Source organism: Lachnoclostridium sp. An131, assembly GCF_002160825.1.
Classification (GTDB): Bacteria; Bacillota; Clostridia; order Lachnospirales; family Lachnospiraceae; genus Laedolimicola.
The window spans coordinates 55,771-71,844 of record NZ_NFLI01000005.1; the positions used below are offsets into that span (position 1 = coordinate 55,771).

Consider the following 16,074-nt stretch of genomic DNA (forward strand, 5'->3'; position numbering starts at 1 on the left):
CTATCTCACCCGCAAAAGCTCTCCGGTCACTGCGTCAATGCAGATATTCCAGGCCGCTCCCTTTGTTCCAAATTCCTCTGACATCGTACTGTCCTCTATGTGTACAGCAAGCGGAACCTGCAGCTGCCAGACAGGAACCAGCTCCAGCTCCTTTTCGTCCTCGCTCAAAAACGGATAATAGGCAAGCTCCACATCTGTCAGAGCCGCTTTACTGCTTCCATGTATCCTCCCATCTGCCAGATACGTCTCCAGAAGCTGTGTCACCTGTTCCCAGGTCAGCACACCTTCACAGCGTTCCTTTTGAATCACCTCTGCTGCACTGGTGTCCAGAAACACCTCTGCAACCCCCTCGCTGCACACCCATGCCTGACAGAAGGGAAAATGTTCCCCAAAGCTTACCGAACCGAAGTCGTGAACCGTACCCATTCCCTCCCAGGATGGCATATAATAGATTTCATAAAACATGAAATCACCGCTTTCATACATGTACACTTCCGAAACGTGGATTTCTGTGACCTGAAGCGTTCCAAGCTTCTCTAAAAGCATGCTTACTGCATCCTGAATGGAAAAGCCTGCGCTGCCTGCCGCCGCATCCGCCAGTTCATTCTCCCCAAACCTCGTCTCGTTTTCAAGCTGGAAAATGGCCGCGCATCTGTCACGTAAAGCCTGATCCTTATAGTATGCATAGGTTCCTCTGTCAAAGCTTGCCCTCTTCGTCCCATCCGTCAGAACATAGAGCGGGCCTGTGCCAAACATAGGCATATCCACCCACGCCTCCGGATCCTCATTCCTCTCCTGTGCCAGCTCCTGTGCCTCCTGCTCTGACAGATCCTGAATTTCTCCGGAATCACTGTCCAGGAATGCTTTCAAAAGCTCCTTATCCATGGAAGTGTTCTCTCCCAGAACCATATGGTACACACCTTCGGGAGCCTGCACGACAGGATCCTGAATCCGAATTCCGTTTTCTTCCGTACCAATAAGACAATCAATCGCATCCTGTCCGCCAAACAATTCCATACCCAGATCGCCGTTTCCCGGCTCCGGTCCCCCAGCCGTTCCGGCTCCGCCTGTCCCTTCTTCCTCTGTATATTCTCCTCCCGTCTCCCCGCCGTCTGCTTCCACAATGCCTGCAATCTCGTCCTCAAGCGAATCCTTTGCATGCAGAATTTCCTCATCTGCCGAAGCCTCCGGGGCCTTCTGGCAGCTGCACATAGTAAGCGCCAAAAGGACCGCCGCTGCTGTTGTCTTTAGGATCTTCTTCCTCATACCTGCCTCCTCCTTAGGTAAAGCTTTCCCAAAGCCCGGAAAACGCCTGTCTTCCGGACAGGGAACTCTTCCAGGCCTCTCCCCTGGACATTTACAGTATACCTTATTCCAGCCTGTCTGACCGCAGCCTGCCGAAATTCGCCTGTAAAAATACCGAAATTTGCAGGAGACGAGTGCGCATGTGGGCGGGGTGGCTGTGAATAGTAACGCGAAGACAGCCGGGAAACCTCTGTACCCCGTACAGGTTTCCCGGCTGTCTTCAGCGTCAGTGTACAAGGGACAAATCCGTTTCCCTATATACCAGCACTACAGCTCCTTCAGATACAGCATGAGATCCGCTTCAAACCACCCATTCTCACATGTAAGCTCCATATCCCCATGATATTTTTCTACGATGGCCTGCACATTTTTCAGCCCGATTCCATGATTTTCCCGGTCGGCCTTCGTGGTAGGAAATGCAGCAAATGCCCGGGAGCTTCCTTTTTTCTCCGCCTGCTTTTCCGGACAGCTGTTGCGGATATTCAAAAACAGCAGCCCTTTCTCTGCGCGCATCCGAATTTCCAGCTTTTTTTCTTCTGTCTGGATGGCCGACTCCACAGCATTGTCCAGCAGATTCCCCAGAATCACATTCAAATCAAAGGAATTCAGATGCAGCTCCTCCGGAATCCGGATATCCGTTTTCACAGAAGAAAGCCGTTCCGCCGCCTTTCCTATTTTATAATTTAAAAGACTGTCTACCTGCTCGTTTCCAGTCATCACATATTCCGATGGATTCACCATAAAATCCTGCATCCCGTGGAGATATTCCTGAAGCTCCCTGCTGTCTCCCTTCCCGGCTATGGCCTGCAGGGCAAGAAGATGATTTTTCATATCGTGCCGGAGCGCCCGGATGCGGCCCTGGGACTCCATAATGACCTCCAGCTGATTCTGATACAGTCTTGTCTGCTGTCGGTAGCTGTCCCGCTCCCGCAGATGCCGGGCGTTTTTTTGCAGTCCATGGTACAGGTAGAGGACGCTCAGATTCACAATCAGAACGCAGGCGCAGATAAGCCCTCCCCGCATGTCCTGCGCCTTTCCCATGCCCATCGCGGCAGACAGCAGGACAACTCCGGCAGCCGGAACCGCCGTCAGCGCCAGGGCCTGTTTCCCGCCCAGTTCCGCTTCTTTCAGCTCTTCCTCATCAAGAATATGCTGCAGTATGAAAACGCAGGCAAGAAACAGGAGCACTCCCGCAGCCGTTCCCATGTAGAATCCGTATAACGCGTCCTCTCCAAAGATAAAAAACGCAGTAAACAGGCAGCACATATCCAGACAGAACAGTACGGACGCCGCCCAGATCTTCTTTTTCCAGCCATCCTCATAAAAACCCGCCAGTACGAGGATTCCCGCAAGGTTCAGCAATTCATAGGCGGCTGAAATCCTCCACAGGCAGTACGCGGCAGAGGACGCCAGATAATAAACCGCAAGGACAGCCTGAAACACTCTTTTTCTCTGTTCCCTTCTGGTCAGAAAAAGCTCTGCGGCCTGTTTTATCATGGACACCCGCAGAATATTGACAATAAATTCTGCCAGAACGCCCTGATCAATCTCCGGATATATCATTCCTTCCTCCAGTCTGCCGCGCGACGGCGTTTCTCGCGTTCCCTGATTCTTTCCCGCACTTCCTTCCGGTAAGGTCTGCTGATACTCAGCTCCTCTCCATCCGTCAATTTCACTGTTTCATACGTATATTCCGCAATAAAATCCTGATTTACCACATAAGATTGATGGATCGTCATAAAATACCCGGGCAGGCCTTTTACCGCCTCCTTCAGCTTCCCATAGAACTCTTCCGGCCCGTTTTTCGTCACAACGCGAATCTTCTTATCCATGCTCATAAAATAGACAATCTCTTTCAAAGGAATCCTCCGGTGCGAGCCGCCCTTCTGGTATTCAAAATAATCACCGCTGTCTCTCCTCTGACGGATGCTCCGGGACAGCACCTCTCTTAACTGGTCCTCCGATACCGGCTTTATCAGAAAATCCAGCGGCTGAATTTTAAAAAGCTGCATCGCATAATTCTGTTTCGATGAGATATAGACGATATGCATCTCCATATCGTTCAGCTCGTTCCTGATAAATCTCCCCACATCGACACCGTTTGCCTGTACCAGCTCGATATCCAGAAAAAGCAGGTCGAGCCGGAAGCCCTTCTCCAGATCCTTTCTCAGGCTCTCCCCCGACTCCCAGACCTCCGTCTCAGCCTTTACATCCATTTCTCCTGAGATATGACAAATCTGCTCTTCCAGCTCAGAGCAGAGAATTCTGTCATCGTCGCAGATTCCGATTCTGTACATGTTTATAATCCCCTCATCATAATTGGACAGACTGGCAGCTTATTCCCGCCTGTATTCCAGGATATCTCCGGGCTGGCAGTCCAGAACGTCGCAGATCGCCTCCAGCGTGGAAAAACGGATTGCACTGACATGTCCGTTTTTCAGCTTTGACAGATTCACGTTGGCGACGCCGACCTTTTCTGATAATTCATTCAAAGACATTTTTCGATCGGCCATCACCCGATCCAGTCGAAGGACAATAGGCATCTTTTTCCTCCTTACAGGGTTTCGTCGGACTGCTTCTGAAGCTCTGCGCCGTACCGGAATATATAAGACATCAGGAAAAATACAAGAGCTATCAGTATAAATCCCAAATCTATCCGGGGCTCCAGCCTGCACTCTATAATCTTATCACTGATAAACAGATTCTGCACCTCATAAGCCCGGTAGGACATGGTATCTATCAGCACCCGGCCAGCCGAAATCAGCCCTCCTCCGATCAGAGTAAAAAAACCCAGCTTTCTGAAATTCTTATATACGCTCTCGTCAAAGGGCAGCCCTTCCTTCATCGGAAGCAGGATTTTTCTTGCAATTTTCGCGGCGTATATTACCAGAAAACAAAGCACGCAAAACATAAGCGCTCTGACAAGCAAGTTTACCTTGGATAAGCCGGGCGGCAGAAAATCAGCTCCCCAGATGTCTACCTTTACGCTTCCCAGGGAAAGCGTAACAGGCTCCCCGCTTAATATATTCGGTTCAAAAAAGCAGACATTCAGCGCCGCAAGAACCACCAGGCATCCCCCGCCAAACCAGATTATCTCCCCAATTTTGGCAAGCTGCGCAAGCTCTCCCGCAAATTTCTTCATTTTTTCCATCGTCTCCCCCTCCTTCTGCACCTGTTGTTCTGTTCTCCCTTTCCATATTTCCTGTGGACTGTTTCCTATTGATTATTGATGCACACCTGATTTTATATTTTCATTATCGCCTGTGTGCAGTGTCTTGTCAATCAATTTTTAATGTTTATCATCAATTTTTTAATATTAAACGAATATAAATTGTCGTTTGCAAAGACCCAGAAAGATTCAGAAAAAGCAGGCCTCCCCCGCGTCCTGCAAAGCACGGAAAAGACCTGCCTCATTATATCCTATCTTGCCTCCCGAAGCTGCTTATTCTCCGTAATAAGCCTTCAGATAAAGCTCCTTTATCTCGGACATCAGCGGATACCTCGGATTTGCTCCGGTGCACTGGTCATTAAAGGCATTCTCCACCATCTCATCCAGAGTCGCCAGGAAATCCTCTTTCTGAATACCGTAGTCCCGAATCGTTCTCTTGATTCCTACCTTCTCTTTCAGATCGGCAATGGCCCGGATGAAATTCTCGAATACCGCATCATCATCCTTTCCGGTGATGCCGATGAATCTGGCCATCTCGCAGTAGCGTTCCTTTGCATGTGGATACGGGTACTGGGAGAAGGTTCCCATCTTCACAGGCGCCGGATCTGCGTTGTAGCGCATGACAAGCTCAATCAGCAGGGCATTTGCAACGCCGTGGGGCAGATGGTGGTAGGCGCCCAGCTTGTGCGCCATGGAATGGCACACGCCCAGAAAGGCATTGGCAAAGGCCATGCCTGCCATTGTGGAAGCATTCGCCATCTTCTCTCTGGCCTCCGGATCGTTCGGACCGTTGTCATAGCAGCGGGGCAGATACTCAAAGATATTTTTAACCGCCTTCAGTGCCATTCCATCGGAAAAATCCGTAGCCATGATAGAGACGTAAGCCTCGAGAGCGTGGGTCAGCGCGTCGATGCCGGAAGCGCTGGTCAGCCCTTTGGGCTGGGTCATCATGTAATCCGTATCTATAATCGCCATATTCGGCATCAGCTCATAATCTGCAATGGGCCACTTGGTTCCCGTCTCCGCATCCGTGATAATCGCAAAAGGCGTCACCTCAGAGCCCGTACCGGAGGAGGTCGGAATCGCCACAAACATGGCCTTTTCTCCCATCTTCGGGAACATGTAAACTCTTTTGCGGATATCCATAAAATCCATGGCCAAATCCTCAAACCTGCACTCCGGATGCTCATACATAAGCCACATGATTTTTCCTGCATCCATCGCGGAGCCGCCGCCCAAAGCAATCATTACATCCGGCTGAAACGCCTTGATCTGTTCTACTCCCTTCTGTGCACACTGCAGCGTCGGATCGGGAGCCACCTCATAGAAGCAGGCGTAGGTAATGCCCATTTCATCCAGCTTGTCGGTGATCGGCTTTGTGTGTCCGCTGCTGTAAAGGAAGCTGTCGGTTACGATGAAGGCTTTCTTCTTATGATAATAGGTCTTCAGCTCATCCAGCGCCACCGGCAGGCAGCCCTTCTTAAAGTATACCTTCTGAGGCGTTCTGAACCAGAGCATGTTCTCTCTCCTTTCCGCAACAGTCTTAATGTTGAGCAAATGCTTTACGTTTACATTTTCGGATACGGAGTTTCCGCCGTAGGAGCCGCAGCCCAGCGTCAGGGAGGGCGCCAGCTTGAAATTGTACAGGTCTCCGATTCCGCCCTGGGAGGAGGGCGTATTTATAAGAATGCGGCAGGTCTTCATTCTGGCCGCATGCTGCGCCATCTTCTCCGTCTCGGAGGGATGGATGTAGAGAGAGGAGGTGTGCCCGTAGCCGCCGTCCTCAATCAGCCGCTCAGACATTTCAAGAGCTGTCTCAAAATCCTTCGCCTTGTAAAGCGCCAGCACCGGAGAAAGCTTTTCATGGGCGAAGGGCTCGGAACTATCCACGGAAGTCACCTCGCCAATCAGAATCTTGGTATCCTTCGGCACTTCAAAGCCTGCGATCTCTGCGATTTTGTGTGCAGGCTGGCCCACGATTTTCGGGTTGACCGTACCGGCCTCTGTCAAAATAATCGCGCGCATCTTCGCCATCTCTTCCTCATTCAGAATGTGGCAGCCGCGCTTTTCGAACTCCGCGCGCACCTTATCATAAATATCCTCTATCGCCGTCACAGATTGTTCAGAAGCGCATATCATACCGTTGTCAAAGGTCTTGGAGTGAATCACAGAATACACTGCCAGCTGAATATCACAGCTGCTGTCCATGATAACAGGCGTATTTCCCGGGCCCACGCCAATGGCCGGTTTCCCGGAGGAATAGGCTGCCTTCACCATTCCGGGACCCCCAGTCGCCAGAATCACATCCGCAGAACGCATCAGCTCGTTGGACAGCTCCAGAGTCGGATTCTCAATACAGTCAATCAGTCCCTTGGGCGCTCCTGCCGCCTCCGCCGCTTCACGCACGATGCGCGCCGCCTCTGCCGTACACTTCTTTGCCCGGGGATGGGGGCTGATGAGGATCGCGTTTCGCGTCTTCAGGCAAATCAGGCATTTGAAAATGGCAGTCGAGGTAGGATTCGTCGTCGGAATGATCGCTCCTACCAGCCCCATAGGCTCCGCAATTTTCTTGATTCCATAGGAGGTATCTTCCTCGATTACGCCGCAGGTCTTTACATTCTTGTAGGAATTGTAAATATACTCAGCCGCATAATGATTCTTGATCACTTTGTCTTCCACGACGCCCATGCCAGTCTCTTCCACTGCCATCTTTGCAAGCGGAATCCGCTGCTTATTGGCTGCCATAGCCGCCTCAAAGAAAATTCTGTCGACCTGTTCCTGAGTAAACGCCGCAAATGCTCTCTGCGCCTCCCGCATCTGTGCGATTTTCTGCTGAAGCTTCTCTACATCCGTCATCGCCGCCTGCTCCTGCGAAGCCTGAGCTGCCTGCATCTTTTCTTCCTGTCTGCTCATACGAACCCTCCTTAACTGTCTGAACCTCTGGTCTGCTGTCTGCCGCGTCCGGATACAAGCTGACCTTTTACTTTCCAATGCGCTTCCTAATATTGTTAATTAATTAACATCTTCGTTAATATATTAACATTGATGCTCTTATATGTAAATTGGCAATATTGCAAAAATTTTTAAATTTATCTATAATTTTTTGAACATTTTTTATATTTATAATAAGAAAATAATTTTACAGATTTTCTCTTTTTATTTTACAGTTTTATCTGCTTTCCGGGCCTATTCCCAAAAACACCGGAATAAGACTACAAGGCCTTAGACTCTCCCGGCGGTTGCCTAATGGGCGCGCAGGCAGCAAGCCAAGCAAGTGATCCGGTCTGTATCCGCCCGCCCCAATGTCCGCAGAAATAAAAAAAGGCCCGAAAATCAGATTCATCCAATCTTCGAGCCCCCGCAGGCATGTTTCGCAGCTTCCTAGCTGCATAATATGATTGATTAAAATTTAAACGCCACCTTAAAATCTCCGTCTTTTCCTGTCGCTTTGTCAAAGGCTTCCTTCCAGTCATCCAGGCTGTAAACTGCCGATACCACACCGTCGCCCTTCAGATCGCCATTTGCCAGATGCTCGATGACATAGGGGAAGCAATAGGGAGACAGATGAGATCCCAGCACATCCAGCTCTTTTCCATCACCAATGATGCTCCAGTCTATCGTTGCAGGACTTCCAAAGACGCTGAACTCCACAAAACGTCCCAGCTTGCGAATCATCTGCAGTCCCTGCTCCACGCTTGACGGATGGCCTGTCGCCTCTATGTAAATATCGCAGCCATAGCCTCCTGTCAGCTCCTTCACTTTGGCAACGACGTCCTCCTTCCCCGGATTCATCACCAGATCCGCGCCGAACTCCTTTGCCTTTTCCAGCCGCTCGTCTTTCATATCAAGGACAATCAGCTTTTCAGGATTCAGACGGCTCGCATACGTGATCATACCCAGACCAAGGGTTCCGGCTCCGGAGATCACCACCACATCTTCACTCTTGATCTGCGCCCGGTCCACACAGTGCTTTGAGCAGGCGAAGGGCTCAATCAGAAGCGCCGTCTCCAGAGGCATATCCTTCGGCACCTTATGAAGCACAGCTGTCTTCGGATAACGTACATACTCTGCCATGCCGCCGTTGTTCTCCTTCTGGAAACCGAAGGTCGCATGGGGTTCACACATCCAGTAACGTCCGGATTTGCAGAATTTGCATTCTCCGCAGGGCACGATCTGATCTGCCGTAATCCGATCCCCGATCTCATATCCCTTCACGTTCTTTCCCATTTTTACCACATGTCCCAGGAATTCATGGCCGGGAATAAAGGGCGGCCGTACCCAGGCCGGATCCTTTTCATTTCCCCAGAAGCGCTCCGCGCCGTGCATGCACTTCAGATCTCCTGCACAGATGCCGCAGGCCTCTGTCTTGATAATAATATCGTCGTCTCCGCACTCAGGCACCGGGAAATCCTCCACCAGCCTGTACTCATCCTTACTGAAAGCAACCAGGGCTTTCATTACTTTGGGCAGTTCCATGTTCAATCTCCTCCTCAATCTTATTTTTTATACGTCCAAAATTGCCTTCTGCTCCAGCAGATGCTTCCGGAGCTCCTGTACATCCACTTCCTTCGGGAGCTTTCCTTCCGACACTGCCATCGCAGCTGCTTCTCCTGCCGCCTGGCCTGCTGCCATGCAGACATTCATAATTCTTGTGGCTCCAAAGGTGACAGGATCGACGCTGATATCGCGTCCGGCCATCATCAGGTTGCTGATATCCTTTGAAACCAGGCACAGATAGGGGATTCCAAATGGCTCCTCGATAGACACCCGGTATGTTCCCTCTCCCGCTCCATTGTGAATGTCGATAAAGTATCCACAGAGCGCTACCGTATCCTCCGGCCTTTTCCCCGCCACAGCATCCTCATGAGAAAGCATTTTTATTCCCTTTACTCTGCGGCTTTCCCTCACGCCGATAGAGGAATTTACAGAGGCCAGGTAACAGTTCTCGAAGCCCGGAACATGCTTCCGGAACATTTCCATCAGCTTTGGAATCTGAAGATGGGCTTCCATTTCCCCATTGCTCAGGTCACGGACATCAGAACCATCGAAATTCAACAGGCGGATGGTATTTATTGCGGCTTCTCCAGGAATCGGCTGACGGATAAAAATCACTGTCTCCCTGTCTACCGGACACTCACCCTTCTCTCTCAGCTTCTCCAGCATATGATGCATGCCAAGGAAAATAAAGCCTTTCGTCCTTCTGAAAAATTCTGCATTGTAGCCCTCTTCTATGTTGTCCAGCACATCATACGGAAGCTCCTCGGGATGCTGTTCTATAAAATCACAGAATTTGTCAAAATCGATGCCTCCCAGGTTGAACATCAGCGTGGGCGGCTGCATCACTCCCTGTCCGTTTCCCTTTTCCGTCTCTGCTCCCGCAAGCACTGCCAAATCACCGTCTCCGGTAGCGTCGATAAAGATATCCGCAGAGATCTCTATCCTCTGCCCTTTTCCCGAGACAACGACTGAGCGAATCTGCCCAGCCTCTGTTCTGGCGCTGCTCAGCTCGCAATGCATAAGCAGATCCACTCCAGCCTCTTTCACCATCTCGAAGCACAGAATGCGGGAGTAATACGGATGCACGGCGGTCGTTGACTGATGATGCGGACAGTACTCATGTCCATAGGAGGCTCCAGCCGCCTGAAGGCGATCCACAAACTCCTGAGCAAATCCTCCTATCACCTGTCTGCCTTTCAGATCCCAGAAGGCCAGAAACGGCAGGCCGCTTCCCAGCTGTCCGCCGAGATAGCCGTTTCTTTCCACGAGCAATACCTCTGCGCCCGCGCGTGCCGCTGTCACTGCGGCAGCGATTCCGCCCGGCCCTCCGCCAATCACTACGATGTCTTTCTCCAACCGTTCCATAAGCCACCTCTCTTTATACGTCCAAAATTGCCTTCTGCTCCAGCAGATGCTTCCGGAGCTCCTGCACATCCACTTCCTTCGGGAGCTTTCCTTCCGACACCGCCATCGCAGCTGCTTCTCCTGCCGCCTGGCCTGCTGCCATGCAGACATTCATAATTCTTGTGGCTCCAAAGGTGACAGGATCGACGCTGATATCGCGTCCGGCCATCATCAGGTTGCTGATATCCTTTGAAACCAGGCACAGATAGGGGATTCCAAACGGCTCCTCGATCCGGATTCCGGTAGTATCTTCCCCGGCCCCGTTATGAATATCCAGGAAGTAGCTGCACAGCGCAATCGTATCATCCGGCTTCAGCCCCTTCAGACAGTCATGATAATCCAGCATCTTCTCACCCACGATACGGCGGCTTTCGCGAACGCCGATGCAGGAATTGATGGAGGTAAGATAGCAGTTTTCAAATCCCGGCACATAGTTCCGGAACATATCAATCAGAAGCGGAATCTGCAGGTGCGCTTCCATCTCGCCGCTGCTTAAGTCATGCACATCAGAGCCGTCAAAGTTCAGCAGACGGATGGTATTGACCGCGACTTCCCCGGGAATCGGCTGGCGGATGAAGATAATCGTGTCTCTGGCCACCGGGCATTTTCCTTCCTCACGCAGTCTTTTTAAAAGCTTCTGCATGCCAAAGAATACGAAGCTGGGATTATTCCGGAAAAAGTCTGCGTCATAGCCTTCCCGCAGATTCTGCATGTTCAGTCCGTAGGGCAGCTCCTCCGGATGCTTCTCAATAAAATCATAGAATTCCTCAAAATTGATTCCTGCCAGATTGAACATCAGGGTAGGCGGCTGCATCACATGAGTATCGTCCTGTCCCTTGTGGCACTCGGCTCCTGCCATATACCCCAGATCACCGTCTCCGGTTCCGTCGATAAAGACGTCTGCCTGCAGCTCTACATGGAATCCCTTTCCTGTGACGGTCACAGACTCTATCCTGCCGTCCTTCACCTTGACATCCGTCAGCTCACTGTGAAGCAGAATCTCCACGCCCGCCTCCTTCACTATCTGAAACGCGATGATCCGGGCATAAAACGGATGTATCAATGTAGTGGAAAGATGGAAGGGACAATACGCATGCCCATAGGTCCCCTGCACCTTAGCCAGCCTGTCTACAAATTCCTGGGCGATGCCTCCGATGACCTGACGCTTCTTCCAGTCCAGGAAAGCCAGAAACGGCAGGCCGCTTCCCAGCTGTCCGCCGAGATAGCCGTTGCGCTCCACCAGAAGAACACTCTTTCCTGCCCGCGCCGCTGTCACGGCTGCCGCGAGGCCGCCCGGGCCTCCGCCGATCACTACGATATCTTTCTTCATCTGTTCCATTGTCATTGCTCCTTTCTTTTTTCAAAATAGGTACGGGCAAAGCCGTGCGCTCCGATTTCCGAGAGAGCCCGGATTCCCGAGCTGGCCAAAGTCAGCCTTCCAATCCGCAGAGTGGGAACCATATACAGCTTTGAGGTCTCGCCAAGCCTGGTACATTCCAGAAAGTGAAAAAACTCATGTGCACTCACCAGCTCCTGGGCCTCCTCAAAAGGCAGCTCATTGGCCTGCGCCCATTTTTTTATGGATCCCTGGTAAAGAATCATTTTGTTTTCCCGGACGCTGTATTCTCCAAAGGTACGGAGAGCGGCATTGACCTTCTCTTCCTCTGCATACTTAAGCTTCAGGCCTTCTTTTCCGGCAATCTCCGGAAGCTTCATTCCCGGATACTGTTCCAGAATCTCACAGGCAGCCTTTCTGCCCCTTTCCCAGGCCATATCGCAGATTGCCTCCCTGTCCTCCTCCGGAATCCTGTGATACAAAATATCTCTTTTCAGTTCCTCCCTGGATTCCAGCCTGTCTGGAAACGGAAATGCGCGCATTTAACCCCTCTCATTCTCTGTAGTCCGCGTACAAATCAAGATCAGCTTCTCATCTCCCGGCACATTCTGGAGCTCCACCTCGCAAAGGGACAGAATCTGGCTGTCACTCTGCATGCCGGCAAAATCAATGATTCTCTTTCCGGCAACAACATAGATGTTTGGAATCTCAGCGCCGCCGTCGGCATGGACTGTATATTCATTCAGAAGATGCTTTACCTTCGCCCGCCATTCGGAAGCCTGACATTCCAATACTGCCGCATTCTTCCTCTGGAGCCGGATGACCCCGTCTTTGTCTATCAGGCGCAGCATCGTAACCTTCTTCTTGAAGAACAGCATGGTCTTCATCGTGGTGTGGTACACAAAAGCCTTCATAAGACCGTTATCTGCTGCCTTTTCCATCTCGTCGGGAGATGCTCCCACCGATTTAGCAGCGATTTCCGCAAGCTCACAGTCTGTCTTTCCGCTTCCTGCCAGCTCCTTTGCACGAAGCTCTGTGGTTCCTATGGCGATGGCACGTACCTTATTCTGCTGGGTATCCACCTCGATGCGGACCTCTACCGTATCCGGATTCGCACCCGATTTTACAGCCTTCTGAATCGCTTCGTAGCGGAGCGCCAGGATATCCTTTTCCGTCGGATTCTGGATCGTCCTCTCTACCATATCGCGCACCATAGCGAGAGCCACACCGATAGGAGAAATAACTGCAGCATTCCGGGCAATCTTAAAGTTTACGCCAAATTCCTCTGCGATATGGGGAACCACGCTGGCGGCTCCGCCCCCTCCGCCTACAAAGGTCAGCGTCTTCTTGTCCAGTCCATAATCGCGGATAAAGCTTTCGACTACCTTTCCGTTTTTCTGGGCCGCAAGATGCAGCGCCTGTTTTGCTGTCTCCTCTACCGTCAGTCCCATGTTGTCAGCCAGAGGCTTCCATGCCTTCTTTGCCGCCTCCACATTGCCGTACGCGTAATTATCCTTCTGTACATAGCCTGCAATGTTTGCCGCTCCGGACAGTGTCAATGCAAACTTTTTCCCGTTTTTGCATTCTACATATGCGTATGCAGGATCTCCCTCTTTGGGATGAACTTCTTTCAGGACAGGCTCATCCATGTCCTCTGTGTCTGTGTACACCTCATAGGCCAGGTTCGCGATATGGGAGCTTCTGGGGCCTACATTTACGATTTTTCCGCCTTTAATCTCGATCATGCTTCCGCCGCCGATTCCGACCGTCCGCACATCCAGAGAGTTCACATACGTCTTGTGGCCGCCGACCTCTGCATACTTGATTACCACATTTCCATCCTTTACGCAGGAAATATCGGTACTGGTTCCGCCTACTTCCATAAAGATGCCGTCTGTCAGCTTTTCATACATCAGGGCTCCGGCCACTCCTGCCGCCGGTCCGGACAGGATCGTAAGAATGGGCCTGCTTCTCACCTCGTCTACCGTCATAACGCCGCCGTCGCAGCGCATTACCATCAGAGGCGCCTTAATCTGTGCGTTTTTGATGGAGTCCTCCGTCATATTCGCCACTTCCAGCATCTTCGGCAGAATACTGCCGTTGATGACAGCCGTCCTGGTCCTGACCTTCAGCCCGTACAGCTTCGATACGTCATTGCCTGCCGTAGCCGGGAATCCCTTCCCGCTGCACAGAGCAACTACCTTATTTTCATTGGCAGGATCATCCACACTGAAGGCCTCTGTCACAACCATGGACTGGGCGCCCTTTTCCTTCAGCCTGTCCAGCGCCTCCCCGGCATTTGCCTCCAGCATATCCGGATTTCCGGTATTCACATACTCATTTTCTGTGTAAAGGAACTTTCCCGGAGCAAGCTCAATATTTCCAATGTTTGTATCCGCCTTTGACTTTGCACCCTGAATTCCGGTTCCCAGTGTCAGGATACCTACCTTCGCCACATCGCCCTCCAGAAGAGCGTTTGTGGCCTGCGTCGTACCGTGAGCGATAAACACAACGTCCTCCGGCTTCACATTGCATTCTTCCATCGCTTTGTGCAGCACCTGAATGATGCCTGCAGCTACACCTTCCTTCGCCTCATGAGTCGTCGGAATTTTTGCGCTGCCGATCAGTTCAAAGGTATCATTGTCGATCACTACAGCATCCGTAAAAGTGCCGCCTACATCGATTCCAATCCTTACTTTCATACGCTTTTACTCCTCACCTTATTGTTTAAAACCACAGCAGGCCTGCTGTAATACCAGCGCCGCGGTTCCGAAAAGTAAAACGGATGTATGAGACCCGCTTTACCTGCATTTACCTGAATATTCTGTGCCGGGCCTGCTTCCCGCAGACCCGGCGTCTGCCTTACATATACATCAGAACCAGAATCACTACGGACAGAGCCGTCACAATCCAGTTGGGCCAGAATACCTTCATCGCCACTGTCGTAGGCTCATATCCCACAAAGTTTGCACACCATACCACCTGAGTAGAGGTCGGGCAGGACTGGGTGGGCCATCTTAAGGTCGCATAGAATGCTACGGACAGGGCCAGAATCGGAACTGCATCCACAGCCATCATGCTGGCAGCCAGGCCTGCTCCAAGTCCCAGGATGTTGAACGGTCCGCGGTACAGGCTGCCCGGGGACAGGATACATACGAAGAGAATCAGACCGATCGCTGTCGTCGGTGTGATCGCCTGCATGAAAGGCTCAATCGCGGCCTGAGTCGTCGGAGCCGTCATGGCATTGATCAGCATACCGATGCCAAACATCAGGGAAGCTGTAGGTGCGCCTTCCTTGAATCCTTCGTAGCAGCTCTGCACGATCATGCTGCAGTACTTGGACCAGCTGCCCTTCACTGTCATAATCATCAGCCAGATAATTCCAATCAGGAATACTGTAATGGCGTCAAGATTGAAAATCAGCATTACCAGAACCACGACAAACGGAGTCATACATGCCAGGAAGCCTCTGATTCCTTTCACCGGCTCAATCTCTTCCCCGTCACTGCCGGGAATCTCCGCTGCAAACGCGTACTTCTTTCCTTCCTTCTTGAATCCCCATACAAGGATTCCCACGCAGAAGATACAGCTGAGTACTGTCAGAATAATCGCTGCCGTATACATGCTGCCCTGCTCAACGCCGGTAATATTGGTGACCGCTGCGATATTCGCCGGATTCAGCATATAGCCTGCCGTCATGGCTGCCAGGAATGAGTTGCACGCTACCATCGGCGGAACGCCAACAGAAAGCATAATCGGAAGAACGATTGCTCCTACCATGGCTACGGCACCTGTTCCGTACAGTACCGTGAACAGGAACACGCTGGCTGCACAGAGAAGCAGCGATACCACCAGCGGCTTATCTCCTCCGAGCTCTGCAGCCTTCTTGATAATCGTTGCCGATACGCCCGTGCGGTACAGGATTCTGGAAAGCCAGCAGCTGAAAAGAATTGCCACATATGTACTGGCCAGCTTCAAAGCACCCTGCGGAATCACATAGGTCAGGATTCCTTCGTCTCCTTTGAGCGGAAGTCCCGCTGCCACTGCGATCAGTACAGCCATCAGCGGAAGCGCAAGAACCGTTGGCAGCTTTTTCGAAATCATCAGCGCCGCAACCGCAACAAAGATAACAACAACAATAATACCAGTTACCATCATTAACCCTCCTTCTGGTTTTTTAATCCTGTTTTTTATTCTAGTTTTTTAAATCTAATTTAATAAACAGGTTTAATCAGAGTATAGAATGATTTTACGATTTTGTCAACAGCTTTTTATGAATTTTTTATAGTTTTATCTGATTTACTGTCTATTTTATATGCATATTTTTACTTTTTCTCTTTTTAATACTTTCTTCTTTTGTCAT

Annotated in this window: 12 protein-coding genes; all 12 read right to left on the bottom strand. The window is 51.1% G+C overall.

What is annotated here, in order from left to right; genetic code table 11:
• A complete protein-coding gene (locus tag B5E77_RS05260) occupies nucleotides 1–1,266 on the bottom strand; it encodes a hypothetical protein (RefSeq protein ID WP_087164327.1) in 1,266 nt (421 codons plus the stop codon).
• 306 nt (nucleotides 1,267–1,572) lie between these two features.
• Nucleotides 1,573–2,868, bottom strand: coding sequence for a sensor histidine kinase (locus B5E77_RS05265; protein ID WP_087164328.1), 1,296 nt, complete (start codon nucleotides 2,866–2,868; stop codon nucleotides 1,573–1,575).
• Nucleotides 2,865–3,602 (bottom strand): LytR/AlgR family response regulator transcription factor, encoded by a 738-nt coding sequence (locus B5E77_RS05270; RefSeq protein WP_087164329.1) that lies wholly within the window; start codon nucleotides 3,600–3,602, stop codon nucleotides 2,865–2,867. The genes B5E77_RS05265 and B5E77_RS05270 overlap by 4 nt, the downstream gene beginning before the upstream one ends.
• A gap of 39 nt (nucleotides 3,603–3,641) precedes the next feature.
• The gene (locus tag B5E77_RS05275; RefSeq protein WP_087164330.1) at nucleotides 3,642–3,848 is read right to left on the bottom strand and encodes a helix-turn-helix domain-containing protein; all 207 of its coding nucleotides are present in this window, start codon (nucleotides 3,846–3,848) and stop codon (nucleotides 3,642–3,644) included.
• Nucleotides 3,849–3,859: 11 nt separating this feature from the next.
• A complete protein-coding gene (locus B5E77_RS05280) occupies nucleotides 3,860–4,456 on the bottom strand; it encodes a DUF2975 domain-containing protein (protein WP_087164331.1) in 597 nt (198 codons plus the stop codon).
• A gap of 291 nt (nucleotides 4,457–4,747) precedes the next feature.
• A complete protein-coding gene (gene adhE, locus B5E77_RS05285; protein ID WP_087164332.1) occupies nucleotides 4,748–7,387 on the bottom strand; it encodes a bifunctional acetaldehyde-CoA/alcohol dehydrogenase in 2,640 nt (879 codons plus the stop codon).
• 489 nt (nucleotides 7,388–7,876) lie between these two features.
• Nucleotides 7,877–8,950 (bottom strand): alcohol dehydrogenase catalytic domain-containing protein, encoded by a 1,074-nt coding sequence (locus tag B5E77_RS05290; RefSeq protein WP_087164333.1) that lies wholly within the window; start codon nucleotides 8,948–8,950, stop codon nucleotides 7,877–7,879.
• A gap of 27 nt (nucleotides 8,951–8,977) precedes the next feature.
• The gene (locus B5E77_RS05295; RefSeq protein WP_162609650.1) at nucleotides 8,978–10,336 is read right to left on the bottom strand and encodes an FAD-dependent oxidoreductase; all 1,359 of its coding nucleotides are present in this window, start codon (nucleotides 10,334–10,336) and stop codon (nucleotides 8,978–8,980) included.
• 13 nt (nucleotides 10,337–10,349) lie between these two features.
• Nucleotides 10,350–11,714 carry an FAD-dependent oxidoreductase gene (locus tag B5E77_RS05300; RefSeq protein WP_162609651.1) on the bottom strand — a complete coding sequence of 455 codons (1,365 nt, stop codon included), beginning with the start codon at nucleotides 11,712–11,714 and terminating at the stop codon, nucleotides 10,350–10,352.
• A 2-nt stretch (nucleotides 11,715–11,716) separates the two neighbouring features.
• Nucleotides 11,717–12,253: a hypothetical protein gene (locus tag B5E77_RS05305; RefSeq protein ID WP_087164336.1), complete on the bottom strand. Its 537-nt coding sequence runs from the start codon at nucleotides 12,251–12,253 to the stop codon at nucleotides 11,717–11,719.
• A complete protein-coding gene (locus tag B5E77_RS05310) occupies nucleotides 12,254–14,413 on the bottom strand; it encodes a hydantoinase/oxoprolinase family protein (RefSeq protein ID WP_087164337.1) in 2,160 nt (719 codons plus the stop codon).
• Nucleotides 14,414–14,573: 160 nt separating this feature from the next.
• Complete coding sequence (locus B5E77_RS05315; RefSeq protein ID WP_143468583.1) at nucleotides 14,574–15,869, bottom strand: C4-dicarboxylate ABC transporter; 1,296 nt, start codon at nucleotides 15,867–15,869, stop codon at nucleotides 14,574–14,576.
• Between the last annotated feature and the right edge of the window lie 205 nt (nucleotides 15,870–16,074).

Coding starts and splice junctions, on each gene's coding strand:
- B5E77_RS05275 (WP_087164330.1), bottom strand. CDS start 3,848: ATGCCTATTGTCCTTCGACTGGATCGGGTGATGGCCGATCGAAAAATG.
- B5E77_RS05280 (WP_087164331.1), bottom strand. CDS start 4,456: ATGGAAAAAATGAAGAAATTTGCGGGAGAGCTTGCGCAGCTTGCCAAA.
- adhE (WP_087164332.1), bottom strand. CDS start 7,387: ATGAGCAGACAGGAAGAAAAGATGCAGGCAGCTCAGGCTTCGCAGGAG.
- B5E77_RS05260 (WP_087164327.1), bottom strand. CDS start 1,266: ATGAGGAAGAAGATCCTAAAGACAACAGCAGCGGCGGTCCTTTTGGCG.
- B5E77_RS05290 (WP_087164333.1), bottom strand. CDS start 8,950: ATGGAACTGCCCAAAGTAATGAAAGCCCTGGTTGCTTTCAGTAAGGAT.
- B5E77_RS05305 (WP_087164336.1), bottom strand. CDS start 12,253: ATGCGCGCATTTCCGTTTCCAGACAGGCTGGAATCCAGGGAGGAACTG.
- B5E77_RS05315 (WP_143468583.1), bottom strand. CDS start 15,869: ATGATGGTAACTGGTATTATTGTTGTTGTTATCTTTGTTGCGGTTGCG.
- B5E77_RS05295 (WP_162609650.1), bottom strand. CDS start 10,336: ATGGAACGGTTGGAGAAAGACATCGTAGTGATTGGCGGAGGGCCGGGC.
- B5E77_RS05310 (WP_087164337.1), bottom strand. CDS start 14,413: ATGAAAGTAAGGATTGGAATCGATGTAGGCGGCACTTTTACGGATGCT.
- B5E77_RS05300 (WP_162609651.1), bottom strand. CDS start 11,714: ATGGAACAGATGAAGAAAGATATCGTAGTGATCGGCGGAGGCCCGGGC.
- B5E77_RS05265 (WP_087164328.1), bottom strand. CDS start 2,868: ATGATATATCCGGAGATTGATCAGGGCGTTCTGGCAGAATTTATTGTC.
- B5E77_RS05270 (WP_087164329.1), bottom strand. CDS start 3,602: ATGTACAGAATCGGAATCTGCGACGATGACAGAATTCTCTGCTCTGAG.